The sequence below is a fragment of the Natrinema gari JCM 14663 genome (genome assembly GCF_000337175.1).
Lineage (GTDB): Archaea > Halobacteriota > Halobacteria > Halobacteriales > Natrialbaceae > Natrinema > Natrinema gari.
The window spans coordinates 20665-45519 of the sequence record NZ_AOIJ01000041.1 but is presented as its reverse complement, the minus strand read 5'-3'; the positions used below and the strand labels follow the sequence as shown (position 1 = coordinate 45519).

Here is a 24855-nt window from a genome sequence, read left to right as displayed (position 1 = left end):
GCGCGTGAATGAATCACTCATGGATGTGGGTAGTTCACGCATTCGGAACGCGATCGGTATTACTCTCGTGGCCGTCCGGCAACGGTCCGATGTCTAGAGTAGCAATTGAAACGATGTACACACTGCTCGCAACGCTGTCGTGCGATCAGGTATGCACTGACGTTCAGTTGCTACTATCGTTCGTCGCAGTCGACACGGCCGTTCGTCCCCTCGTTTCGTGTGAGTTCGTTGGACTCGAGGACGTCCTCCTCGTGGCTGCCGCGACCGGTTCGGCGACGAACGTGACACGCCACGGCGCCCGTTCGGACGCGGTGGTGATCTTCAGTATGCTTATGCGCCCCACGGGAGAACGAGTATTCAGAGCCCACGTATGAGTAGCACGAACTCGACGACGACCACGACAGGGGCGACAGCGGGCACGCGACTCACCCTCGAGATCTGGCATCCCGACTGTTGGGGCCTGCAGGCGACCGAGGCCGTCGACGCCGGACTCCTCGTTCACACCGTCCACCGAACGCTCGATGAGACGGTCAAAGGGCACTTTACCGTCTACGCCGACACGACGGCCCGACTCGACGAGTTCGTCGCGTTCGTGGACGACTCGCCGCTGACATACTCGACGGTCGAGCTCGGACAGCGGACGACCGGTACGGCACCGACTCCCGGAAACGTGACCCGCGAACTGTTCGTCGATTACGATCCCGAACACAGTATCAGCGACACGCTCGTCTCGCACGAATTCATTCACGACGCGTCGGTACGCGTCGAAGCCGGGGCCGAACACTGGCCGGTGTTCGTCGCCGGCGATCGCGTCGAGGTTCGGGACCGACTGGACACCATTCGCGCCGAGACCGACGCCGAGATTTCGATCAGCAGGATCGCTCCGGCTGACGCCGATTCCACCGAGCGGTTCGATCGGACCGACCGTCTCACGCCGCGTCAGCGCGCCGCGTTCGATCTCGCCTGCGAACGGAACTACTACGCATGGCCTCGCGAGACCAGCACGCGCGAACTCGCGGCGGAACTCGGCGTCTCGAAGACGACGCTGCTCGAGCACCTCCGGACCGCCGAAGCGAAATTGCTCAATCCCGACGGGGAGCTGGATTAATTCACACCGGAGGCGGTGAATCTTGTGGTCGGGTATCAACTTAGGTGGGTGCGGTCCGAGCGGTTCGGTATGATCCCCCCGATCGCTAGCCAATTCGTCGCCGGGACATCCGCATCCGGTGCGCTGGCTCACGTTTCGGAGTGTAACGAAGCGGGCATAGGCGGTATCTTGAACCTTCTCGGCGAGCACTACCACGAGCCCGGACCCGCAGCCGAGGATACCGAGGAATACTGCCATCTCGCCTCCCAACTGGCCGTTCGAGACCTGAACGGGTGTCTCTCGGTCAAGCCGTCCCAGATCGGAATCGACGTCGGTCCCGACGTTTTCACGAGCAACTTCGAACAGATCGTCGAGGCCGCGGCGGCCAACGACGTGTTCGTCTGGTGTGATATGGAAGATCACACGACGACCGACACGACACTGGATGCCGTCGAAGCGACGGCACGCGACCATCCCAACGGCGTCGGCGTCGCCATTCAGGCGAACATCACGCGGACGCGCGATGATCTCGCTCGGCTCGCCGATGTCCCCGCTGCGGTTCGATTGGTGAAGGGTGCGTACGACGAACCGTCATCGATCGCTCTCGATTCGAAGTCGGCCGTCGACGACGCGTACGAAGAGTACCTCGAGTTCCTGTTCCGCGAGTTTGACCAGGGCGTCGCGGTCGGGAGTCACGATCCGGCGATGCTCAGAACTGCAGTCGACCTCCATCAGGAGTACGGGACGCCGTTCGAGATTCAGATGTTGATGGGCGTTCGCGAGGACGCTCAGCGCGAACTCGCGGCAAAGGGATACGAGGTCAATCAGTACGTTCCCTACGGCGACAAATGGATGCAGTACTTCTACCGCCGGGTCCGCGAACGAAAGGAGAACGCCTTGTTCGCGGCTCGCGCCGTCCTCGGCGTGTGAGCGATCGGCTGACAGACGACCCCGTTCCCTGACCCGAGTCACGTCCTCTTTTCTGCCCGCAACGATCCCCATAGCTCTCGCTCCGCCGCGGTAGCCGCTGTCCGGTCTCGATTCCGTCGTCGCGCCGATCCATGGTCGGGTAGGTGACGGACCGATATATTTATGCATGGGTAGTGAACACACGGGACCATGGTTGAGAGTAACATTAACTTGGTCTGGTTATTCGGGCCGTTCGTCGTGTATCTCGTGATGCTCGGCGTCTACTACGTGTGGGAAGGGAAACGCGAGGACAAGCTACGCGACCGGTACCAGGAGGCAGAACATGGCCAGTGAGGGACTCGCCGGGTCGGCCGGTGTCTGGGTGCTCGGGACGTTCGCGATCTATCTCCTCGTGCTGCTCGGCATCGGGCTGTACTCCTCTCGACTCATGGATTCCGTCGACGACTACGTCATCGGCGGGCGCAGCATCGGCCCGGTCGTCACGGGCTTTTCCGAACGCGCCTCCGAGATGAGCGGGTGGCTCACGCTCGGTGTCCCGAGCGACGCGTTCGGAACCGGTGTGATGGCCTTCTACAATGGGCTCGGAATGATCCCCGCCGACCTGTTCGCGTGGGCCGGGATCGCAAAGCGCCTCCGGAAATACACGGAAATCGTGAAAGCGGTCACGCTACCGACCTTCTTCGAGACACGACTGCAGGACGACACCGGCTACGTCAAAGGCGTCTCCGCGATCGTCCTGATGATCTTCGAGGGCGGATACGTGGGCGCACAGATCGTCGCCGCCGGGACGCTACTGGAGGTGCTCACCGGCGTTTCGTCGCTGGTCGGCATCCTCGTCGGCGGGGTCATCGTCGTCGGGTACACGATGCTCGGGGGCTACTTCGCCGTCGCGTGGTCCGACTACGTCCAGGGGGCGATCATCCTGATCGCGTTTATCATCCTGCCGATCATCGCGTTTACCAACTACGGGCTCCCGTTCGGCGAACTCGAGTCCGTCGGCAGTTCGTACACGAGCGTCACGGCCGGGATGACCGGCTGGGCCGCCGTCTTCGGGATCATCAGCTACGCCGCCATCGGGCTCGGGATCCCCGGAAACCCGCACGTGATGGTCCGGTTCATGGGAATCGACGAGGTCGAGAACATTCGTCTCGCGGCACTCGTCGCGCAGTTGTTCATGTTCGTCGCCTACATCGGTGCCGGCTTCGTCGGGCTGTACGCGCTGGTCGTCTTCGGTCAGGGCGGGATCGAGGATCCGAACAACGTCATGCCGTTGCTCACGCTCGAGTTCTTCCCCGGTGCGATCGCGGGGATCATCCTGGCGGCCGCCCTCGCCGCGATGATGTCCAGTGCCGACTCACAGCTGCTCGTCGCAACGAGCGCCATCGTGGAGGACGTCTACCACGGCTACGTCAACCCGGACGCGAGCCAGGAGACGCTCGTTCGCTACTCCCAATACGTCACGCTCGGACTCGGCGCGGCGAGCGTCGCGTTCGCCTTCGTCGCACAGAACACGCCGATCTACACGCTCGTGCTCGACTACGCGTGGGGCGGCCTCGGCGCGGCGATCGGGCCAACGCTCATCGCGTCGCTGTGGTGGAAACGGGTCACTGCGACGGGCTCGGTCGCGAGTATGATCGTCGGCACCCTGACCATGGTCCTGTGGATTCAGCTGTCGACCCTTCTCGAGGTCCTCGGACTCATGGGGGCAGTCGAGGGGTCGGCGTTCCTCACCGGACTGGTCGGCGTCTACGGGCTCTTCCCCGCGTTCATCCTCTCGACGGCGACGCTCATCGTCGTCTCGCTGCTGACGACGCCGCCGGAGGGTGTCGCGGATCACTTCAAGTCGTTCAATAAGCCGCTCTCGGCCGTCTCGAGCGGCGACGAGCCGACCGGAACGCCCGACTACGTGACCGACGGCGGTCGCGATGTCGAACCGAAAGCCGTCACGGAAACGGACAACATTCGCGCACACGTGACGGCCAGCGACTACTGGGACACGGGTGACGAATAAATGAGCGAGACGAGTCGACGGCCGCGCGAATCCGCCACGATCACCGAGGAGTCCAGTCAGCGGACGACACTGACCGTCATCGAACCGGCGGTGTCGCGCACGGATGTCGAGTCGACCGGCCGCGTCGGCGCGATCGCGTACCCGTACCGTCTCTACGACGCCGTTGCGACGCTCGAGCGACCGATGATCGCGGACCGCGAGCTGGAATACGTGGTCAGCGTCGACCGCTCCCGCCGGCTCGCCGTCCGTGCCGACGTGATGCCGGAAACCATCACGAGAACGATCGACGACGTACTCGTCGTTCCGTCCGAACTCTCCGACACACAGGCTCGCGAGAAGGCCGAAGACGCGGTGTTCTCCTGGACGCTCCGAACCGTCGCCGTCGGCTCCGCGCCGGACGTGCGCTTCGAACGGTCGATCGACGCCTACAAACTGTTCTGGATCGCATCCCGACCCGACGGCGACGTCATCGTCGACAGTGTCCGCGGTAGCGAGTCGCCGCTGGTCGAGTGAGGCGACTCACGGCCCGGATCTGCGGCCGTCGTTTTTTGTGCCACCGCCGCTCGAGCCGTTCGAGCCAAAGCAGACGGACCGTTCCAGCTCCACTACCCTCGATCGCGACCAGCGACGCTTCGCGTGTGGAACCCGTCGTTCCGCTGTCCCCTCGCGACGTGTCCCGGTGATCCTCGTCGGTACCTTCGCCGACTCGGTAATCGGTGGCTCGCCCGGATCCAGTGGGCTGTGTCGCCCTGCTGTCGTGTCGAATCCGTTTTCGATCGATCTCCTAATACTAGGTATGTTGGTAGGTATATTAACCCATATCTCAAAATATTAGTTCAGGTTCGGTCCGATGTCCGCGTATTCTGTGTCGAAATCGGCCGGCATATCGATGAAGTGCTGTCGTCGGTCACGGTGGTGCATCGCCAGGCACACGCTAGCCACGACGTTGCGTGTCCCGAGCAGTCGGTGAGAGACGGTATGAGTGCGTGCTGTTTCGTTCGGAAAGATGCTCAAAGAGCCGGTTACCCGTCCGCCTCGAGACCGCCACGGTCTGTCGCCGTCTCCGCTGCTCGTCGGTCCGACTCACGGGTTCAGCGAGTACACCGCGGTCGGACTGTTGCCGGGAGGCGGCTGTCGCGTCTCCCTTTGCAACCGATCGTGCTCCGTCATCCGTGCCCGGTCACCGTTTTACCTCTCTCCCATCGAAACAATATTCGAAACCGATACATCACGTCGCTGAACACGAACCTCCGCTTTCCCTTCGGATGCCAACTAGTGTGGTTCGATGTGTCTACTCGTTTCCGTCCCACGAGGTCGGGGGTCGATCCGGGATCGGGACCCATCCCGATCGACCCGCCGTCCTACCCGCTTGAGAGGAACTGGTCTGTGGTGGGGCGGTGTTGAAATCGAAGCGGAGCGATACGCTGGGAGTCCGACGACGAATCCGCCGGTTCTCGTGTCGGAATCGTCACTCCGTACTCATCCAGTCGCTCGCCTGTGGCTCCGATGGATCGGTGGGAATCTGAACGAGAACCGGTTCGTCCGCCGCGGTTGCGGACTCGACCGTCGACCGTATCTCGGTCGGGTCGTCGGCGTACTCACTCCGCATTCCCATACTCTCCGCGAGCGACATGAACGAGATCGGCGCGTCGCTCCAGTTGTACTCGCCGTCGGAGAGATCGTAGTCTCGTCTCGCCTGATCGCTGATAATCGCGTAGTCCTCGTTCGTGAACACGACGACCGTAATCGGAACGTTCTCGGCGACGGCCGTGTGCAGTTCGTGGATGCACATCATGAGCCCGCCGTCGCCGGTGAGCACGACGACATCGTCGTCGGGATTGGCGAGCTGTGCGCCGATCCCCGCCGGCAGCCCGGTTCCCATCGTCGCCCACGACCCCGGATTGACGTACGACCGTGGCCCGGCGGCCTCGAAGACGTTGAGCGCCCAGACGCGAAACCCGCCGGCGTCGACGGAGACGACTGCGTCCCGTGGAACGGCGTCCCGGACGCTCTCGAGGGCGCTCACCGATGTCAGCGGTGGCGACGGATCCCGGAGCGGGTCGAGACGGTCGCTCGTCGCTTCCCGGACCGCCGCCGCGCGCCCCGTCCCGTCGCGAGCACTGACCGTTCGATCCGCGAGCGCGGCCTCGAGTTCCGCCAGCGCCACCCCGGCATCGGCGATGATACCGACCGTGGGATCGTAGCCGTTCCCGAGATCGTCGGCGTCGAGCGTCACGTGGACGAGATCCGCGGGCAGTTCGACGCTCCAGGTCCGAGTCGCGACCGCGTCGAAGTCCGTCCCGACCGCCAGCGCGGCGTCGGCAGTGGCGAGGCAGTCGAGGAGTTCGGGGGACGCACTGCCGGAGAGCGTTCCGGCGACGTACTCGTCGGGATCGTCGGGGAGAACGCCTTTGCCCTTGTACGTCGTCACGATGGGTGCCTCGAGTCGGTCGGCCAGCCGTCGCAGCGAGTCGCTCGCGTTCGCGGCACGGACGCCACCGCCGGCAAGGATTACTGGCGTCGTCGCCTCGGCCAGCAGCGTCGCAGCCGCCTCGATGTCCGATTCGGCGACGCCCTCGACGTACGCTCGGTTGTACTCGCTGGGTGTCGCCAGGGGGACGTCCATCGTCAAGAAGTTTTTCGGGATACCGATCCGGACCGGCCCCTTTGGCGGCGTTTCGGCGATCGCGATGGCGTCCTCGATGACCGCGGCCGTGCTTTCCGGCCGCTCGGCGAGCAGGTTCTCCTTTACCACGGTATCGTAGGTCTCCGGTGGCGTCTCGTGAATTCCGCTCCCCCCGCGAACCTCGGGTTCGGTCTCGACGGCGATATGGATGAGCGGCGTACAGTCGTTGCGGGCGTTTTTCAGCCCGTTCATTGCGTTCATGTCGCCCGGTCCGGGGACGACAGCCGTCGCCGCCGGCGTGCCACTCGTTTCCGCGTATCCCCACGCTTGGTGGGACACTGCGGTTTCGTGGCGTGCAACTACAAACCGGATGTCGTCACGTGCACCGATCGCTTCGTTCAACGGGAGCGTTTGTTTGCCCGGAATACCGAACATCGTGTCGATCCCATTGCTCGTCAATCGTTCTATCACTGCCCGGTTGACATCCATACTCCGTCATCGTAAACCAGGTACTTATGATCTCCCATTCCGGCGATACGCTTGCCGGCTGCGATGGGGCTCACCCCCTCGTTTCTACCCATTCTCTCCGGAAACAGGGCGTGGAGAAGCGGCTGCGTCGTCTTCCGAACCGAGCGGAGCGATATCGAGCTTCGATAGGGTACCGAAACGAGCGTCGTGGACGTTAGTCGGACCCTTCCAGCGATTTGCCGTGATCGGAGTCGGCATCCTGCTCGACCAGGGGAACGTCGCGTTGTACTGCCCCTACGTCGATCCCCCTTCGATTCGCGTCGAATTCCGATAGGCCGTATACGAGTCCGACCAGCAGAACGACGCCGACCGGCAGGAAAACCAGCGGCGGCACGCCGAAGAACCCGTACAGCAGGTAGCAGACGACGACCACGGTCGCAACGGTCGTCGCGTAGTACGCTTGCGTTCGGACGTGGTCAACGAGGTCGGCACCGGTAAAGGTCGATGAGAGCACGGTCGTATCGGAGATCGGTGACGTGTGATCGCCGAAGATCGCGCCGGAAAACACCGCTCCCACGATAGCGGGAGCAAGTCCGAACCCGCCGGTGAGATCGAACGCGACGGAGAGTGCGACAGGTGTCAGCAGACTCATGGTCGCCCACGACGACCCCATGGTGAACGAGATGAACGTCGCGGTGATGAAGACGGCAACGGGGAACACTGTGACCGGAATCGTCCCCTCGACCAGCGTCGCGACGTACGCTCCCGTCCCCAGCGCATCGGCGACGGTACTGATCGACCACGCGAGGATCAGGATCGTCACCGCAGTCAGCATGAGTTCGAACCCTTCGAGGACCGCATCGACGCCTTCGTCGGCGGTACACAGGTCGTACACGATGCCGATCGTGAACGCCGTTGCAACCATTGCGAACGACCCCCATACTAGTGCGGTCGTCCAGGACCCGTTGCCGGCAATGGTCGTCGTCGTTTCGACGAACGCCGTGAACTCGCCCGCGAGCAGTGACTCGAGCACCGGTTGGCCGCCGTAGCCGGTCCGGAGCGCGCTGCAGATCGTCACGGCGACCAGGACCACGATCGGAAGCAGGAACGTTCGGAGCATGGGTCGGTCGGTGATCGGGTCACTGAGATGGCCTTCAACTTCCTGTAGCGGGTCCGCGTCGTCGTCGTTGACCTTGCCCGTTTTCCAGGCACGGCGCTCCGCTGTGAGCATTTCACCGTAGTCCCGCTGTGTCACGACGATGATGCCGACCATGACGATCGCGAGAATCGCGTAGGCGTTGTACGGGATCGACTCGAGGTAGACAGTGAAGACGTCCGGTGTTTGGACGCCCGCTGTGGCTTCGATGTTGCTGAAGGCCTCATCGATCATCGACAACTGGAACGCGACCCAGCCCGAAATGCCGATCGTCGCGACGGGCGCGGCTGTCGAGTCGACGATGTAGGACAACTTCTCGCGCGAGATGTTGACTCGATCGGACGTCTCACGCATCGTGTTCCCGATGATCGCGGTGTTTGCGTAGTCGTCGAAGAACAGTACGATGCCCAACAGCCAGGCGACGATCCCGACTTTCCGTCTGGTTTCGAGGCGCTTGCTCGCCACCTCCTGAATGGCGATCGCACCGCCCAGCCGCCAGATCAGTGCAACGCCCGAGCCGAGGAGGAGCGTGAATACCAGGATCTCCGCGTGAAACCCTTCGTCGGCGATGATGGCTTCGACGATCCAGTTAAACGTCCGTCCAACGCCGAGTCCGCCGGTATAGATGACGCCACCGAACCAAATGCTAACGAACAGTGAGAGGATTACACGCCTCGTGGTAACTGCTAACGTGATTGCCAACAGTGGCGGTACGAGGGAGAGTATCCCGAATTCACCCATGGGATCTATTCTACCATGTCCCTTGATAAGTCTTTCCATGGGTGGGATTCTATGACACGATTCTAACGGGTGACGAACAGTACGAGATCCATGCTGACCCGCGTGTCCAACGAGTAGGCACCCCGTCGGAGTGAGCTATCGCTGAGAGACGGTCTGCCCTGACTCGAGGCGTTTGGCCCCGTCGCGTGCGTTCGTGCCGTCAGCGGTACCCGCAAATTCCCATCACGATACCAGTCTATTTCAGAATATCAAACCGCATGTCCCGTTCCGTGTTACAAGCATATCTTTGTAAGTTCACTAGTCCCATGGTATCATCTATTGTCCGGAGAGTGACCGCTTACCACGCCCTCGCTGTTGCATACGACGCTCTTACAGTCGCCGTGCTCTCACGAACGCTGTTTGATATATACAAAACAATTTTTCGGCAAGTCGCGTCACGGATCGCTCGCTCAAAGATGAACAATTATATGGGCCACAGGAGAAGGGTCTAGCGTGAGTCGATCAACAGCGAGTGGAGCCAATCTCCACTATATCAACGGCGAATGGACGAGCGGAACCGGCTCCGAAACCTTCGAGAGCGAAAGCCCCGCGACGGGCGAGACGCTGGCGACGTTCCAGCGCGGAACGGAGGCAGACGTCGACACGGCCCTCGAGGCGGCGGACGAGGCCTTCGAGGAGTGGCGTGAACTGTCCGCGATCGACCGCGCGGAGTACCTGTGGGATATTTACCACGAACTGCGGGATCGCCACGAGGAACTCGGCGAGATCGTCTCGAAGGAGTGTGGCAAGGAGATCTCGGAAGGGAAAGCCGACGTCACCGAGGCCTGGCACATGGTCGAGTGGGCGGCGGGCAACGCGCGCCATCCCCACGGTGACGTCGTGCCGTCGGAGATTCCGAGCAAGGACGCGTACATGCGCCGGAAACCGCGGGGCGTCATCGGCTGTATCACTCCCTGGAACTTCCCGGTCGCGATCCCGTTCTGGCACATGGCCATCGCGCTGGTCGAAGGGAACACGGTCGTCTGGAAGCCCGCCGAGCAGACGCCGTGGTGTGCCCAGATCATCGCCGAGATGTTCGAGGACGCCGGGATTCCGGATGGCGTCTTCAACATGGTCCAAGGCTTTGGCGACGCCGGCGCAGCGATCACCGACGACGAGCGCGTCGATACGGTCCTGTTTACGGGCTCGGCCGAAGTCGGCCACGAGATCGCCGGCAAAGTCGGCGGCGAACCCGGCAAGCTCGCGGCCTGTGAGATGGGCGGCAAGAACGGCATCGTCGTGACCGAAGAAGCCGATCTCGACATCGCCGTCCACGCGGCCGTCATGAGTTCGTTCAAGACGACCGGCCAGCGCTGTGTCTCTTCCGAACGGCTGATCGTCCACGAGGACGTTTACGACGAGTTCAAAGAGCGGTTCGTCGACGTCGCCAAGGACGTCGCCGTCGGCGACCCCCTCGAGGAGGAGACGTTCATGGGGCCGGCGATCGAAGCCGACCACGTCGAGAAAATCCAGCGACACAACGAACTCGCACGCGAGGAGGGTGCGAACGTGCTGGTCGATCGGTTCGAACTCGAGGCCGACGAGATTCCGGACGGCCACGCGGAAGGCCACTGGGTCGGCCCCTTCGTCTACGAGATCGACTACGAGTCGGACCTGCGCTGTCTCAACGAGGAGTGTTTCGGTCCCCACGTCGCCCTCCTCGAGTACTCGGGTGACATCGAGGACGCAGTCGAGATCCACAACGATACGCCCTACGGGCTGGCAGGGGCAGTCATCTCGGAGGATTACCGACAGATCAACTACTTCCGTGACCACGCGGATATCGGACTCGCGTACGCGAACCTGCCGTGTATCGGCGCGGAGGTCCATCTCCCGTTCGGTGGCGTCAAGAAGTCGGGTAACGGCTACCCGAGCGCCCGTGAAGCGATCGAGGCCGTGACCGAACGCACCGCCTGGACGATGAACAACTCCAAAGACATCGAGATGGCACAGGGGCTGTCGGCCGACATCAAGACCGAGGACTAACTGGGTTCTCGAGTCGAATCGGCTGCGAATCGGCGGCGGTTTTCCCTTTCACGGTTCCGTCTCGGAACCTCGGTTTTCGCGTCCGAATAAACTCGTTTGATATATGCAAACGTTTATGCGACGGCGCTATAGACGCAGGACTATGTTCGGAACCGCAAAGGAAACAGACGGTCGGCGGGAGATCAAATCAGTCCACAAGATCGATGAAATACTCGCCGTCATCAAACGACTCAACGAGGGGACGCTCACGGAGATCGCCGAGGAAGTCGAGCTGACGAAGGGGACGGTCCACACGTACCTCCGGACGCTTCACAACTGTGGCTACCTCACGGAGGAAGACGGCGTCTACCGGCTCAGCTTACAGTTCATCACGGTCGCCGAACACGTGCGAAACGAAACCAGCCTGTACATGGCGGGCCACGACGAAGTCGACGCACTCGCCGAGCGCACCGGGGAATACGCACACCTCGTCGCTGAAGAACGCGGTCGAGAAGTCACCCTCTACGAGAGTCGCGGCGAATACGCGATCGCGACCGACTACCACCTCCGTCTGCGCGAGACACCGCAGTACCTCCACCACAACGCCGCCGGCAAAGCGATGCTCGCGAACTTCGCTCCGGACCGTCGAGACAGGATACTCGACGCCCAGGAACTCGACGCCCAGACGGAACACACGATCACGGACGAGGCCGAACTGCGGGACACACTCGAGACGGTGCGGGAGAACGGCTATGCGCTCAATGACGAAGAAGAGATCCGGGGCATGCGTGCCGTCGGCGCACCGATCCGCGTTCCCGACGGCTCCATCTTCGGTGCAGTGAGCATGAGCGCACCGGCCAGCCGGTTGCAGGGCGAGCGGTTTCGGTCGGACGTTCCCGAAATCGTCATGGAGACCGCGAATCTCATCGAGGTCAACCTCGAGACCGCACAGCGTGACGGCTGACCCGTCTCGCTGTCGGGCCGTGGGTTGCGAAGAGTATATATGCTGCCGTAGAGTTACCGTGACGATACACGGAACCATGCCTGCTACTACCCAGCGACGGTGTCCAGCATGTGGTACTGCTATTGATACTTGTGACCCGGAACCGAGGTGCGGAAACTGCTACTGGAGCACCGGTACGAAACAGCCGAGTGATTGATACGTGTTTCCGGCAGCCTCACCGCTCATCGCCGCCGCGAGAGTCGCTACCTGTAACCGCCAGCCCTTTCCGATACGGTCGCGACCGCGGACGGCGTGACAGTGACCGACGTTGGGTGACTCCAGCAGTTCACCCGCCGGAGCCGATCGCTCGAGCGCGTCCGCGACGACCGCGCGGGAGTCCGGTTCGATCCCCGGCGGACGCTCCGGACGGCGGTCGAGAAACGAGATGTCTCGTGGCGAACTGCTGTCCGTCTCGCCGCGTTGCAGCGACGGTGCGACGCACAGGCTACGAGCACTGTCGCCCTGCCGACGAACCGGCCCCATCGACGAGCCTTCCCAACAGCATGACGACACCGACTGACTCCAGGACCGACCACCCGAACCGATCGACGACTCGAACCGTTCGCCTGCTCGGCGCGCCGCTCGATCTCGGAGCGGATCGGCGCGGCGTCGACATCGGGCCGCGAGCCATCCGGTATGCGGATATCGCTACCGAACTCGAAACGGCTGGCGTTCGTTGCACCGATTTCGGAGACCTGCGTGTCCCCCGACTCGAGCAGTGCGATGCCCCTGCGACGGCCGATGCGAAGTACATCGACGAGATCGCCGGTGTGACCGCTGAACTCGCGGACGAGGTTGCCGATACGATCGCGGACGGCGACGTTCCGATCGCTCTCGGCGGCGATCACGCGACTGCAATGGGAACCATCAGCGGCGCAGCACGAGCGGCGGACATCGGGGTTCTCTGGTTCGACGCTCACGGGGACTACAACACACCCGACACCTCCCCCAGCGGCAACGTCCACGGCATGCCCCTGGCAGCCGTCACTGGCCACGGCGAGTTCGACGCCCTCGACTGGACGGCGACCCCGACCGTCGACCCGTCGAATACCGTTATCATCGGCGCACGACGCCTCGACGACGCCGAACGGCTCGCCCTCGAGGACAGTGAGGTAACCGTATTCACGATGCACGATATCGACGAACGGGGCATCACCGCCGTCGTCGCGGATGCCCTCGATATCGCAACCGACGGCGTGGACGAGATTCACGTCAGCCTCGATCTCGACTGGCTCGACCCGACGGTCGCGCCGGGCGTTGGGACCCCCGTACGCGGCGGCGTCGACTACAGGGAGGCCCACGCTGCACTCGAATGCGTTGCGAACCGGGACCGCGACGCGGGGCTGCTTCGCTCCGTCGATATCGTCGAAGTGAATCCGATTCTCGACCGGGATAACCGCACCGCGGAAGTCGCGGCTGAACTCGCTGCCAGTCTCCTCGGCAACCGAATCGCGTAACGCTTCGGAGCCGTTCGACCGGCGAACCTGTTGCTGCGGAGAGACGAGTGACACAGCGTAGCGGATACTCCTCGAGGCGGCCCACCCGCCGGTCACATGTCGTCGCTCACGAAGTCACTGTTTTGATGAAACCCCGAGTTTTAAGACACACGTCTCCGTGTGTGAGAGTATGCAACGTGACACAGCGGAGCCAGCCGTCCAGCAACTGCCAGGCCCAACTGCGACGGAATGGGTCGATCTCCACCATCAGTCGGCGGCCACGAGTACGTACGTCTACGATTTCGTCTGGGACATCACCGAAGACGCCGTGGGGCCGTTCTGCACGGACGCGGATGGCAACGTGCTCCTGGATTTCACGAGCCACGTCGCCGCCGCCCCGCTCGGCTACAACAACCCGAAGATCATGGACGATCTCCGGGAATTCGACCTCGTCGATCCGCTGAAAATCGCCGGGCAGGATTTCTATGTGAGCACCGGTGGCACGCCGGACGACACCGAACTTCCCGGCCCCGCCCATCTGATGAACACGCTGACGGAGATCACCGCCAAATACGACATGGATACGGTCTTCCTGTCGAACTCCGGGGCGGAGGCGGTCGAGAACGCGATGAAGATCTGTTACGATAACTGCGAGCAGCCCAAATACGGACTCACGTTCGAGGGCGCGTTCCACGGACGCACGCTCGGGGCGCTCTCGCTGAACCGGTCGAAATCCGTCCACCGCCGTGATTTCCCCGAACTCAGCGGCATCCACGACGTCCCTCACAGCATGGCCGGCGTCGAACGCCTCCGCGAGAAGTTGGACCCGAAACACGGTCATATTCCGCCGGAACAGGTCGCCTTCCTCATCCTCGAGCCGGTCCAGGGCGAAGGCGGCTATCGGGTTCCCGACGCCGAGTTCATGAGCGCCGTCAACGACCTCTGTGCCGAACACGACATCCCGCTCATCGCTGACGAGATCCAGTCCGGCGTCGGTCGCACCGGGAAAATGTGGGCATCAGACCACTTCGACTTCGACCCCGACGTTATCACGAGCGCTAAAGCGCTTCGCGTCGGCGCGACGATCTCGCGGTCGGAACTGTTCCCCGACGAGAAAGCGCGCATCTCCTCGACGTGGGGTGCCGGCGATATCCTCGCCTCGATTCAGGGCTCGCTTACCCTCGCTGCAATCGAGGACCACGACTTGCTCGATCACGCTGACCGACAGGGCACGGGGCTCCTCGATCGCCTGGCACCCCTCCAGGACGAGTACCAGGCCCTCGAGGACGTACGCGGCCTCGGCCTCATGGCCGCCGTCGAGTTCGAGACCGCCGATCAACGCGAAGCGGTCATGGAAGCCGCGCTCGAGCGTGGCCTGTTAACGCTTGGCTGTGGGCGGAAGACGCTCCGACTGCTGCCGCCGCTGGACGTTCGCGACCGCGAACTCGACATCGCCGTGGACCTCCTCGACGAGGCGATCGCGAGCATCAGTCGAGCCGCGACCGTCTGACTGCCACCTGCGGGTCCGACGACGGACCATACACGAGCGACGCGTTTCGAAACGAGTCCGGCGGAGGGCGAGACTCACCGCTCCGAAATCGAAACGCGATGGTCGAAGGGACATAGACGGGACTCCGGCGACCAACACCTCTGCTCCGGCCGAGTGTCCCCTGGACTGCGTTGCTGTACTCGATTCTCGAGCCCCTCCGATGCGAGACGATTCGATACTCGACACGGTGTCGCCATCCGGATGTTACGCGTGGTGAGACACGTAGCCGAGCGACGATCGCTGCTCGGCGCTTTCGATGCAGTACGGGTGCCGTGTCCGCCCCCGATACCTGTTGTCGGTTCGGAATTCGACTGTCTCCGCAGGGCGTCCGCATCGGAGTTATGACGCCGTGGCTCGGTCCCGACTGCCTCGCAATTCGCGCTCTCACTCCAGTCGGCGGCGATGACGATCGGCCGAACCGGGTTCGACGACGTACGGTCAGTCGAGCGAGAATATCGAGCCGTGTCGAACGGCCGAGAGCCTTACTCTCGCTCAGCCGTGACGGGCTCGGCGTGCTCGGCTGTGGCGCTCTCTGTCTCTGCTGTTTCCTTGTGGGTAATGTTCCACCCAGTGATACCCATCAGGATGAGTATCAGGGGCGAGAGAAAGCCAAGGAAATAGTACGGCGCATATTCGAACGTGCTGACGCCGAGCGTTCCCGCCATGAAGACGGCACCACTGTTCCACGGGACGAGCGCGCTCGTCACTGTTCCGGACGATTCGATGGCTCGTGACAGGTTTTCGCTCTTGAGATCTTTTTCTTCGTACAGGTTCCGTAGTGTGATCCCCGGCACGACAATGCTGACGTACTGCTCCGCGGCGAGGATGTTCATCGATATGGACGAGAACACGGTCACGCCGGTCAGGCTTGCAACGCTCCGGCTCAGGCGGCCGAGATGGTGGGCGAGGACGGCGATAATACCCGTGCTTTCGAACATTCCGCCGAGTGCGAGAGCGGAAATAGCGATCGTCACGGCCCACGATCCGCCGACCATTCCACCGCTGGCCAGGAGGTCGTTGACGACCTCGAGCCCGGTCTCGGGACTCGTACCGCTCTGGGCCGCCGTCCAGATCTGTTCAAAGCCCGTGTCTTGCAGCACGAGCGCGGTCGCCGCGCCGGCAAAGATCCCCGTTCCGAGGGCCGGGATCGCGGAAATGCCGTATATCGCGAGCGCGAACGTGACCACGATCGGAACGAACGCAAGCGGTGAGATCGTGTACGTCCCAGTGAGTGCCGTCTGGATCTCGGCGACTCGATCGGCCGGAATGGAGCCGGAGGCACGGAGGCCGAGGATCGCGAACAATATGACACTGATTCCGAACGCGAGCGTCGTTCCGTTCCGCATCGCGTTGATGTGATCGTAGAGGTCAGTGTTGGTGACAGCTGCTGCGAGGTTCGTCGTGTCCGACAGCGGTGACTGCTTGTCACCCGTGTACGCTCCAGTGAGGATCGCGCCGGCCGTCATCGGTGCGGGGAGACCGAGCCCGGAGCCGATTCCGATGAAGGCGACGCCGAGCGTCCCCGCTGCCGTCCACGAGGACCCAATAGCGAACGTGATAACGGCGGTTATCACCGCGGTCATCGGGAGGAACACCGCGGGAGTCAATAGACTCAGTCCGTAGTACATCATCGCGGGAATCGTCCCCGCGTGGATCCACGTGGAAATGAGCGCATACACGATAAAGAGAATGAACACCACCTGCAGCCCCATGAGGAGACTTTGGGTGATCCCATCGTACAACGTGTCCCACGAAACACCGAGCCAGTAGTAACTAAACAACCCGGTAAAGGTGATGCCCCAGAACAAGGGGAACTGCGGATCGAGCCCGTATATTCCGATGCCGATACCAAGGAACGTCAGCATTCCCACGACCGGCACCAACGCCTCCCCCAACGAAGGACGGGCGTCCGGATCGAGATCTTCGAAGAGTTGAATATCGTATTCCATTGTTCTCAGACGCTACAGTCCAAGCGAGATGCGGACGCTTCCGCGGTCCAGGTAGCCGTTCCTCGAGACCCACTCGTCAGTATAGTCGCTACGTAAGGGTAGGGTTGACAATGCATGCCGGTTCAACGGTTGCAATGATAGTTTATGTATCTTGTGCTCTTGTAGACCGTCCAGTAGCGGTCTCCATGGTAACACCACACTCAATAGAGCACTGATTAGTTTGACTATCACGAATAAATATCTCGGTTGTGGAGGGGCACTTACACGCTTCGAGACGCGTTCTCAGTGACTAGCGCGTCTCGTTCGTTCCGTACGGGAGTTGCACTCGGTTCGGGCCGGTACTTGCTCGAGCGAACCACGGAGATTCGCCATCGCTTCGGTTCGAGTTTCGATCGCATCGGTTCTCGAAACGGTCCCCGAGGAGGATCACCTGCTCCCATTCACCGGTCGCTTTCGCCGGGGCATGAGTCAGGGATGCCGACAGCGATGAGAATGCGGTTCGGGCCGCGTGACGGTCCTAAACCGGGTTTGGAACCTGGATATCAGTTCGTTGCGGAACGACTGGGATTCTCCGACACGCTCACAGTCCGTTGCATTGCCGGGCCGATCGAGAGCAGCGGACGCCTGCTTGTCCGCGTGCCAGTCCCGCTTCGAGATGGGAGAACCGGGTTTGTTTACACACTTCTGTTACAATCATATATGTGTAATTGGCTGTTTGATTCACGGTCGCGCCCGCCGAGAATCCGGTCAGCACGGGCGATTCGTCTGTTTGAAATATGCGAACTCAGAATCGGTATTACCTGCTCGAGTCCACGTTCCGAGTCGCGTTCTGCTATCGCGGATATCAGTAGCACTCTCGCTGGAGTTCGTTCGTGGGCGTAGGGCGGACACTGGCTCGAGCGTCTCGCGGTCTAACGCACTCGCTCGAACGGGTTGCGCTCAGCGACGGTATTCGATCGGCACGGGAGTAAACGGAACACCCATCGCTATTCCGGCCGGTCGTGCAATCGTGAGTCGATCGGAAAATGGGGGGTAGACCGACCGCTGAAATGCATGAGACGCTGATCGTCAACTCGTCATGCCGGCAGGTGTACCGTGAGTGATCGTCGCTCGAATCGTGTTACGCCGACCCGACCGAATATCGGGCGAACGGAGCCACACCTATCGCTTGACGGTAGCAGCCGTTCCGCGTCGAACTGCGTACGGTCTCGTTCGTGACTGTCAAAAGGATTCTCTCCAGTGACTGTCGCTTTCCGCCCGTGATTCCGTTGGCAGGCCGAGACGATAGGGCCGATCAACCAAACTCATACATTCATACGGCTGTAATGGGACTCCTTCGTTTCAGTCCGTGATGATCTGCGACCGACAGATGCTTACGCACACGTTGTTTTGATAATCTCAAACACTTGCTGCCGTTTCTCCAGTGTCGACACGTGGCTATTGTACGAAATATTTATGCCGTGGTAGCGGACAGGACAGTATATGCAGCGAGAAAAAGCTGAGCCAACAGTCCAAAAATTACCGGGACCAAAGGCCCAGGAGTGGGTCGAGTTTCACAGCGAGGCGGCAGCAACGAGCACGTACGTCTATGATTTCGTCTGGGACATCACCGAAGACGCGGTCGGTCCGTTCTGTACCGACCCCGACGGCAATGTTCTGCTCGACTTTACGAGTCACGTCGCTGCTGCTCCGCTCGGCTACAACAACCCGAAACTGATGGACAAACTGCAGGAGTTCGACCTCGTCGATCCGCTGAAGATCGCGGGTCAGGACTTCTACGTCAGCACCGGTGGCACGCCGGACGACACGGAACTCCCCGGCCCCGCCCATCTGATGAACACGCTGACGGATATCACCGATCAGTACGGAATGGACACGGTCTTCCTGTCGAACTCCGGGGCGGAGGCGGTCGAGAACGCGATGAAGATCTGTTACGATAACTGCGAGCAGCCCAAATATGGACTCACGTTCGAGGGCGCGTTCCACGGGCGCACGCTCGGGACGCTCTCGCTGAACCGGTCGAAATCCGTCCACCGCCGTGATTTCCCCGAACTCAGCGGCATTCACGACGTCCCCCACAGTATGGCCGGTGTCGAACGCCTCCGCGAGAAACTGGACCCGGAACACGGCCACATCCCGCCGGAGCAGGTCGCCTTCCTCATCCTCGAGCCAGTACAGGGCGAAGGCGGGTATCAGATTCCGGAGCCGGAGTTCATGCGTGCGGTCAACGACCTCTGTGCCGAACACGACATCCCGCTCATCGCCGACGAGATCCAGTCCGGCGTCGGCCGGACCGGTGAGATGTGGGCATCGGACCACTTCGACTTCGACCCCGACGTTATCACGAGCGCCAAAGCGCTTCGCGTCGGCGCGACGATCTCGTCCGCGGATATCTTCCCCGATGACAAGAGCCGTATCTCCTCGACGTGGGGTGCCGGCGATATCCTCGCCTCGATTCAGGGAACGCTCACGCTCGCAGCCATACAGGAACACGACCTCCTCAGTCACGCGACACAGGCCGGCGAGCGGTTCCTGGGACAGCTCGAGGAGTTGCAGGACAGTCCCCCCGAGACGGTCGTCGACGTTCGCGGACTTGGGCTGATGACCGCGGTCGAGTTCGATACGAAAGACCGTCGAGAGGCGGTCGTCGACGCTGCCCTCCAGCGAGGGCTATTGACGCTGGGCTGCGGGCAAAAGACGCTTCGACTGCTCCCGCCGCTGGACGTTCGCGAGCGCGAACTCGACATCGCCATCGACCTCCTCGACGACGCGATCGACCACGTCGAATCGTAATCGAGTATCCAGTTGATGATCGCGCGGCCCCGTCGGCACGAGTCAGGCACGTGCCCACGTGTTGACGACGCCCGTCGCCGGCCGATCACGACTCTCCACACTACCACCCGACTCCAATAATGACACAGAAGCAGACCACCCACTCCGAATCGGACAGCGAATCGACGACCGAATCACCCCTCGAAACGGCTCGCCGGCAACTCCGTACCGCTGCGAGCCGGACCGATGTCGACGACGGCGTCATCGAACGCCTCAAACACCCGACCAGAGTCGTCGAGGTCTCCATTCCGCTCGAGCGGGACGACGGCTCCGTCGACGTCTTTACCGGCTATCGAGCACAGCACGATGACGTTCGCGGCCCCTACAAGGGCGGACTCCGCTACCACCCCGAAGTCAACGCCGACGAGTGCGTCGGCCTCGCGATGTGGATGACGTGGAAATGTGCCGTTATGGATATCCCGTTCGGCGGCGGGAAAGGGGGTATCGTCGTCGATCCGAAGGACCTCAGCGACGACGAGAAGGAACGTCTCACCCGACGGTTCGCGGAAGAAATCCGAGACGAGGTCGGTCCCAGCAGGGACATCCCCGCACCCGATATGGGCACCGACGCACAGACGATGGCCTGGTTCATGGACGCGTACAGCATGCAGGAAGGGGAAACGATTCCCGGCGTCGTTACCGGTAAACCGCCTGTCATCGGCGGGAGTTACGGTCGCGAAGAAGCCCCCGGGCGGAGCGTCGCCATCGTCGCACGGGAAGCGATCGAGTACTACGACGAGAGTCTCGACGACGTGTCGATCGCGGTCCAAGGGTACGGGAGCGTCGGTGCGAACGCTGCCCGCCTGCTCGACGAGTGGGGTGCGGACATCGTTGCCGTCAGTGACGTCAACGGCGGTCTGTACGATCCTGACGGACTGCAGACACAAGACGTACCGTCCCACAAGGAGGAGCCGGAGGGCGTGATGCGGTACGACAGTTCGAACACGGTCTCCAACGAGGAACTCCTCGAACTGGACGTGGACGTGCTCATCCCGGCCGCCATCGGGAACGTCATCACGGCCGACAACGCGGAACGGATCCAGGCCGACATCATCGTCGAAGGCGCAAACGGCCCGACTACCTCGACCGCGGACACGATCCTTCACGAGCGTGGTAAACACGTCATTCCTGATATCCTCGCGAATGCCGGCGGGGTCACCGTCTCCTACTTCGAGTGGCTCCAGGATATCAACCGCCGAACGTGGTCCAAAGAGCGGGTCAACGACGAACTCGAGGAGGCGATGCTCGACGCGTGGGCTGACGTGAAAGCGGAAGTCGATGGCCGTGACATAAGCTGGCGGGATGCGGCGTACGTCGTAGCGCTCAACCGCATCGGCGAGGCAAAAGAAGCCCGCGGACTCTGGCCATAGGGCGGGCGACCGACGATTGAAGACACGTCTCACGGCGTGATTACCGACGCCGATCCGTGAGAAACGCCGTTTTTGACTCGGTTCCCGGACTTAGCGTGGCTTCTGGACGCCAGCCGTCTCGAGGTTCACCTCGATAATATTGGCGGCTTCCATTACTAACTCGGGAATCTCGGATTCGAAGTAGTCCCCGGAGAGGCGACTGGTTGGGGCTGTTACGCTTATCGCCCCGCAGACGGTGGCGTCGGGTCCCGTGATTGCGGTTCCGACGGAACGCATGCCCCGCACTTCCTCTTCGTCGTTGACCGCGTACCCCTGAGCTTGGATCTGCTCGAGTTCGTCGAACAACGTTTCGAGATCGGTGATCGTCTTTTCGGTTCGTTGGACGAACCCCTGTTGGTCGATGATCTCCCGGACCCGTTCTCGGTCGAAACACGCCAGCATCGCCTTTCCAGCCGCCGTGTGATACAGGTACTGCGGTGACTCCCGCATTCGAAGGTGGTAATCCATCGCGATCGCTCTGTCGCCGCTACTTTCGTAGAGCGTTACTTCTTGTCCCTGGTACTCGACCGTGAGATGGACCCACTCACCAGTCTTCTCCGCGAGTGTTTCCACCTCGTCCTGACCCGCACGGTAGATGTCGGTCTGATTTCGGACGCTCTCACCCATCGTTACCAGCCGGACCCCGAGCTGATACTTCTTCCCCGATTTTGCGATGAACCCTTCGTTCTCTAACGTCTCGAGATACGTATGGACCGTCCCTTTCGAAATCTCGACTTCATTACAAATGTCAGTAAACGTCGGGCTCTCGAGATATTGTATCGCTTCCAGGATGGCACTCGCTGTCTGAATGGATTTGATGCGGCGGGGTGAACCGGTCGAGTCGTCGGCGTGCATGTCGTTCATGTTCGCATCGCGGCATATAGGTTTGTATATACCAAACTCCCGTCCGAGACAGTTCCACCCCGTCACACCGATCGACGAATCCGGCCATGATCGTCTTCCGTCCGAACCCGTCCTGCGATTCGCTGGACGCCGGGCCTTTCGTGTCGACATCCGGAGGCTATCCGGTACAGTTCGAGTTCACAATGCAGTCGCGACCGGACAGCCCGACGGATCTCTCCTCGCTGTCGTCGCTCTCCTTCGGTCCACGTAGAAGCCGAGACTGGTCTTCTCAGCGGATACGAGGTGAACAACTCGGCATTATATTAATAATTTTGAATTATAAAATAATCTGGGTAGGTATGTTTGGACGACATAATCTAGTTCCGAACCTCCTCTGTTGATGTCTTTTCATCGAGAGCTTGGTGTGATCTCTATCGGTTGTAGTGCAGAATTTGTTCACACCACTCGCGGACGCTCGCCCGACTGCCCACTCACGAATTATGGAAGCGGTCGATCCGCATTTTGAGAGTGTGATGCCATTTTTCGGTGCAGTTTCGGTCGGTATAGTTGACCCGATCGCTCAACCCTAGTCGAGAAAGCAGTCCGATAGCCGAATTGGTCCACAAGAAACTCAGTATCCGAGAGATCGTAGCAGAGTCGCGCACGAACCTATTAATCGTAGTGCATAATACTGTAGCTTACGTACACCGGTACCTGTCGGGAGACGGTGTCGCCCTCGATTGACAGTGTCACATCGACCGATTGCGGTGCCGACTCTTTGAGGGCCGGAAACGTTGCCACCGGCCAACTTACGACCTCGCCATCGCGATTAAGTGCCTTCGAGATCTGAACGGTAATAACCATCCCTTCAGTCTCTGCATCATCCGGCGGGCTCGACATACCACTGCCGACCTCTTCCACGCCGAGTCGACGGGCCGTGACCGTCCGCGCTCGAGCCGCGCCCACCTCGGCGCTTTCGATTTCGCCCCACTCTTCGAACGACCAGGTACCGTACTCGAGGGGCTCGTCGCCGCTCCTGAGCTTTACATATCGAACAGTCTTGTTTTGTGGGAAGTATTCCACATTGTCCTGCTCGTAGCCCGGGTCGTCGGTAATGGTCCGGTCGACACTGATTGGCTCGCCGTCGGGGCGCACAGGGCCTCTCGAGTCGGCTTCTTTCGCCCACTGGCGAACACGCGAGGAGTTCGTCGTGGGTGACGTGGCTGCCGACGACTGCGGTGCAGTCGTTGTGGGGTCCGATTCGGTTTCCCGGCCTGCCGGTTCAGACTCGGTACTGCCCAGACAGCCGACTGTGCCGAGAACGCTACTCGAACCGAGTAGACAGATGACCTGTCGCCGTTGCATACAATATTTCCCGGTTTGGGGGCTAAATATTTTGTGAGGCTTCGCGAGACATCGTTCAGATTGGCTGGTTCCAGCAGTAGCCGTCGCTCTGCAATCATGGGTCAGTAGTTGTTGAACCGTCGGTTTTGGCCGTTTTGCACCGACCCACTCCACGACAGAAACAGTTTCTGAAAGGATAATGCGGACGAATGGAGTGAAGTAGAGAGCGGTAACGGAAGTCGATCAGAGAGTGGTGTCGACTCGTCGGCCGGCCAGTCGACGTGTTGCAACTGTACGATAGTTCGAAAGGCGTCCCGTCGCGATTGCGCTGTTGACTGCCAGTAGTCGCGGCTCATCCGTTCGAGAGACGCTGTAAGGCCTCCTCGAGCAGAGAGACAGCGATGCTCCGGGGACAGTCAGGGATCGCGTCGCTATACGGAACGTGGCCGAACGCTACCAGTCGAGGCTGCCTCCGCTCTGATATTCCGTCACCTGCGTTTCGAAGAAGTTCTTCTCCTTGTTCAGGTCGACTTGCTCGGACATCCACGGGAACGGATTGTCGGTCCCGTACTGTTCAGGTAAGTCGAGTTGCCCGAGTCGCCGGTCGGCGATGTGTTCGACGTATTCGGCGAACTGCTTGGCACTCATGCCGAGGATGTCGTCAGGACACGCCTCGTAGGCGTAGATTTTCTCTAACTCGACCGCTTCGGTAATCAGATCGACCACCTCGGTACCGAATTCGTCGGTCCAGACGCCGGGATTTTCGGTTCGAATCTGGTTGATGAGGTCCACGCCGAACCCGAGGTGGAGTGACTCATCACGCATGATGTACTCGAACTGTTGCCCGATTCCGACCATCTTGTTCTGGCGTTTCAGGCCGAGCATCATCGCGAACCCGGCGTAGAAGAAAATCCCCTCCATGATGACGTAGAAGCCAACGAGGTCACGAAGGAAGTTCCGCAGATCCTCGTCCGTCTCGATCATGAAGCCGTCTTTGTTGATCACCCGGGTCAAGTCGACCACGAACTCGTCTTTCTGCTTAATCGAGGGGATACGGTCGTACATCCCGTAGAGGTACTCGGGGTCGAATCCGAGCGAGTCACAGCAGTAGATGAACGTGTCCGTGTGGATGGCCTCCTCGTAGGCCTGACGGAGCAGGTACTGCCGACATTCGGGTGCTGTGACGTAGTCATACACCGCCAGGACGATGTTGTTCGCGGTGAGCGACTCGGCCGTCGAAAAGAAGCCGAGATTCCACTCGACGAGCTGTCGTTCGGCGTCCGAGAGGGCGTCGCCGTTCCACTGGGTGATGTCGTCCTGCATCGGGATTTCCTCGGGAATCCAGTTGTTGTTCACACCGGCTTCGTAATACTCGCGGGCCCAGTCGTAGTCGATCGGGAGTATCTTGTTCGGGTCGTGTTCGGTGTCGTTGTTGATAATGGGCATTGTCGTAGTGATTGAGAAGAC

At 61.2% G+C, this 24855-nt stretch carries 18 protein-coding genes and 1 pseudogene; 11 read left to right on the top strand and 8 right to left on the bottom strand.

What is annotated here, in order from left to right:
• Window positions 1-370 precede the first annotated feature (370 nt).
• From C486_RS06035 to C486_RS06020, 5 genes are all read left to right on the top strand, one after another.
• Window positions 371-1108: a helix-turn-helix domain-containing protein gene (locus C486_RS06035; protein ID WP_008454191.1), complete on the top strand. Its 738-nt coding sequence runs from the start codon at window positions 371-373 to the stop codon at window positions 1106-1108.
• Between the two features lie 69 nt (window positions 1109-1177).
• On the top strand, window positions 1178-2017 hold the full coding sequence (locus tag C486_RS06030) for a proline dehydrogenase family protein (RefSeq protein ID WP_008454189.1): 840 nt from the start codon (window positions 1178-1180) through the stop codon (window positions 2015-2017).
• 189 nt (window positions 2018-2206) lie between these two features.
• Window positions 2207-2350 (top strand): hypothetical protein, encoded by a 144-nt coding sequence (locus C486_RS21605; RefSeq protein WP_008454186.1) that lies wholly within the window; start codon window positions 2207-2209, stop codon window positions 2348-2350.
• Window positions 2340-4028: a sodium/proline symporter gene (locus C486_RS06025; protein WP_008454184.1), complete on the top strand. Its 1689-nt coding sequence runs from the start codon at window positions 2340-2342 to the stop codon at window positions 4026-4028. Before C486_RS21605 ends, C486_RS06025 begins: the two co-directional genes overlap by 11 nt.
• Complete coding sequence (locus C486_RS06020; protein ID WP_008454181.1) at window positions 4029-4541, top strand: hypothetical protein; 513 nt, start codon at window positions 4029-4031, stop codon at window positions 4539-4541.
• A gap of 955 nt (window positions 4542-5496) precedes the next feature.
• Here C486_RS06020 and C486_RS06015 read toward each other — a convergent pair.
• Window positions 5497-7143 (bottom strand): thiamine pyrophosphate-binding protein, encoded by a 1647-nt coding sequence (locus C486_RS06015; protein ID WP_008454177.1) that lies wholly within the window; start codon window positions 7141-7143, stop codon window positions 5497-5499.
• Between the two features lie 193 nt (window positions 7144-7336).
• Window positions 7337-9019: a Na+/H+ antiporter NhaC family protein gene (locus C486_RS06010; RefSeq protein ID WP_008454176.1), complete on the bottom strand. Its 1683-nt coding sequence runs from the start codon at window positions 9017-9019 to the stop codon at window positions 7337-7339.
• Window positions 9020-9511: 492 nt separating this feature from the next.
• Here C486_RS06010 and C486_RS06005 point away from each other — a divergent pair, with 492 nt between their 5' ends.
• Both C486_RS06005 and C486_RS06000 read left to right on the top strand, forming a co-directional pair.
• Window positions 9512-11044 carry an aldehyde dehydrogenase family protein gene (locus C486_RS06005; protein WP_008454174.1) on the top strand — a complete coding sequence of 511 codons (1533 nt, stop codon included), beginning with the start codon at window positions 9512-9514 and terminating at the stop codon, window positions 11042-11044.
• A 142-nt stretch (window positions 11045-11186) separates the two neighbouring features.
• Window positions 11187-11987 (top strand): IclR family transcriptional regulator, encoded by an 801-nt coding sequence (locus C486_RS06000; RefSeq protein ID WP_008454172.1) that lies wholly within the window; start codon window positions 11187-11189, stop codon window positions 11985-11987.
• A 159-nt stretch (window positions 11988-12146) separates the two neighbouring features.
• On the opposite strand, the gene C486_RS05995 is transcribed toward C486_RS06000, so the two are convergent.
• Window positions 12147-12509 (bottom strand): hypothetical protein, encoded by a 363-nt coding sequence (locus tag C486_RS05995; RefSeq protein WP_049910208.1) that lies wholly within the window; start codon window positions 12507-12509, stop codon window positions 12147-12149.
• A gap of 20 nt (window positions 12510-12529) precedes the next feature.
• Between C486_RS05995 and rocF the strand changes: the two genes are divergently transcribed.
• Together rocF and C486_RS05985 are read left to right on the top strand one after the other, a co-directional pair.
• Window positions 12530-13483, top strand: coding sequence for an arginase (gene rocF / locus C486_RS05990; RefSeq protein WP_008454171.1), 954 nt, complete (start codon window positions 12530-12532; stop codon window positions 13481-13483).
• A 169-nt stretch (window positions 13484-13652) separates the two neighbouring features.
• Window positions 13653-14972: a class-III pyridoxal-phosphate-dependent aminotransferase gene (locus tag C486_RS05985; protein ID WP_008454169.1), complete on the top strand. Its 1320-nt coding sequence runs from the start codon at window positions 13653-13655 to the stop codon at window positions 14970-14972.
• 521 nt (window positions 14973-15493) lie between these two features.
• Here C486_RS05985 and arcD read toward each other — a convergent pair.
• Complete coding sequence (arcD, locus tag C486_RS05980) at window positions 15494-16960, bottom strand: arginine/ornithine antiporter ArcD (RefSeq protein ID WP_008454167.1); 1467 nt, start codon at window positions 16958-16960, stop codon at window positions 15494-15496.
• A gap of 1482 nt (window positions 16961-18442) precedes the next feature.
• Between arcD and C486_RS05975 the strand changes: the two genes are divergently transcribed.
• Both C486_RS05975 and gdhB read left to right on the top strand, forming a co-directional pair.
• Window positions 18443-19753 carry a class-III pyridoxal-phosphate-dependent aminotransferase gene (locus C486_RS05975; RefSeq protein ID WP_008454165.1) on the top strand — a complete coding sequence of 437 codons (1311 nt, stop codon included), beginning with the start codon at window positions 18443-18445 and terminating at the stop codon, window positions 19751-19753.
• Between the two features lie 119 nt (window positions 19754-19872).
• On the top strand, window positions 19873-21162 hold the full coding sequence (gene gdhB / locus C486_RS05970) for a glutamate dehydrogenase GdhB (protein ID WP_008454163.1): 1290 nt from the start codon (window positions 19873-19875) through the stop codon (window positions 21160-21162).
• A 90-nt stretch (window positions 21163-21252) separates the two neighbouring features.
• On the opposite strand, the gene C486_RS05965 is transcribed toward gdhB, so the two are convergent.
• The 4 genes and pseudogenes from C486_RS05965 to C486_RS05955 all read right to left on the bottom strand — a co-directional run bounded on the left by C486_RS05965 (window position 21253) and on the right by C486_RS05955 (window position 24834).
• Window positions 21253-22056, bottom strand: a complete 804-nt coding sequence (locus C486_RS05965; protein ID WP_083866003.1) for an IclR family transcriptional regulator — start codon at window positions 22054-22056, stop codon at window positions 21253-21255.
• A 419-nt stretch (window positions 22057-22475) separates the two neighbouring features.
• A pseudogene (locus C486_RS20070) lies at window positions 22476-22695 on the bottom strand (IS6 family transposase); the annotation flags it as partial.
• A gap of 21 nt (window positions 22696-22716) precedes the next feature.
• Window positions 22717-23199 carry a hypothetical protein gene (locus C486_RS22190; RefSeq protein ID WP_008454160.1) on the bottom strand — a complete coding sequence of 161 codons (483 nt, stop codon included), beginning with the start codon at window positions 23197-23199 and terminating at the stop codon, window positions 22717-22719.
• Between the two features lie 642 nt (window positions 23200-23841).
• Complete coding sequence (locus C486_RS05955) at window positions 23842-24834, bottom strand: ribonucleotide-diphosphate reductase subunit beta (RefSeq protein WP_008454159.1); 993 nt, start codon at window positions 24832-24834, stop codon at window positions 23842-23844.
• Between the last annotated feature and the right edge of the window lie 21 nt (window positions 24835-24855).

What these genes read in the sequence shown, in the direction of transcription:
- C486_RS06035 (WP_008454191.1), top strand. Translation starts at nt 371, where the DNA reads ATGAGTAGCACGAACTCGACGACGACCACGACAGGGGCGACAGCGGGC.
- C486_RS06030 (WP_008454189.1), top strand. Translation starts at nt 1,178, where the DNA reads ATGATCCCCCCGATCGCTAGCCAATTCGTCGCCGGGACATCCGCATCC.
- C486_RS21605 (WP_008454186.1), top strand. Translation starts at nt 2,207, where the DNA reads ATGGTTGAGAGTAACATTAACTTGGTCTGGTTATTCGGGCCGTTCGTC.
- C486_RS06025 (WP_008454184.1), top strand. Translation starts at nt 2,340, where the DNA reads ATGGCCAGTGAGGGACTCGCCGGGTCGGCCGGTGTCTGGGTGCTCGGG.
- C486_RS06020 (WP_008454181.1), top strand. Translation starts at nt 4,029, where the DNA reads ATGAGCGAGACGAGTCGACGGCCGCGCGAATCCGCCACGATCACCGAG.
- C486_RS06015 (WP_008454177.1), bottom strand. Translation starts at nt 7,143, where the DNA reads ATGGATGTCAACCGGGCAGTGATAGAACGATTGACGAGCAATGGGATC.
- C486_RS06010 (WP_008454176.1), bottom strand. Translation starts at nt 9,019, where the DNA reads ATGGGTGAATTCGGGATACTCTCCCTCGTACCGCCACTGTTGGCAATC.
- C486_RS06000 (WP_008454172.1), top strand. Translation starts at nt 11,187, where the DNA reads ATGTTCGGAACCGCAAAGGAAACAGACGGTCGGCGGGAGATCAAATCA.
- C486_RS05995 (WP_049910208.1), bottom strand. Translation starts at nt 12,509, where the DNA reads ATGGGGCCGGTTCGTCGGCAGGGCGACAGTGCTCGTAGCCTGTGCGTC.
- rocF (WP_008454171.1), top strand. Translation starts at nt 12,530, where the DNA reads ATGACGACACCGACTGACTCCAGGACCGACCACCCGAACCGATCGACG.
- C486_RS05985 (WP_008454169.1), top strand. Translation starts at nt 13,653, where the DNA reads ATGCAACGTGACACAGCGGAGCCAGCCGTCCAGCAACTGCCAGGCCCA.
- arcD (WP_008454167.1), bottom strand. Translation starts at nt 16,960, where the DNA reads ATGGAATACGATATTCAACTCTTCGAAGATCTCGATCCGGACGCCCGT.
- C486_RS05975 (WP_008454165.1), top strand. Translation starts at nt 18,443, where the DNA reads ATGCAGCGAGAAAAAGCTGAGCCAACAGTCCAAAAATTACCGGGACCA.
- gdhB (WP_008454163.1), top strand. Translation starts at nt 19,873, where the DNA reads ATGACACAGAAGCAGACCACCCACTCCGAATCGGACAGCGAATCGACG.
- C486_RS05965 (WP_083866003.1), bottom strand. Translation starts at nt 22,056, where the DNA reads ATGCACGCCGACGACTCGACCGGTTCACCCCGCCGCATCAAATCCATT.
- C486_RS05955 (WP_008454159.1), bottom strand. Translation starts at nt 24,834, where the DNA reads ATGCCCATTATCAACAACGACACCGAACACGACCCGAACAAGATACTC.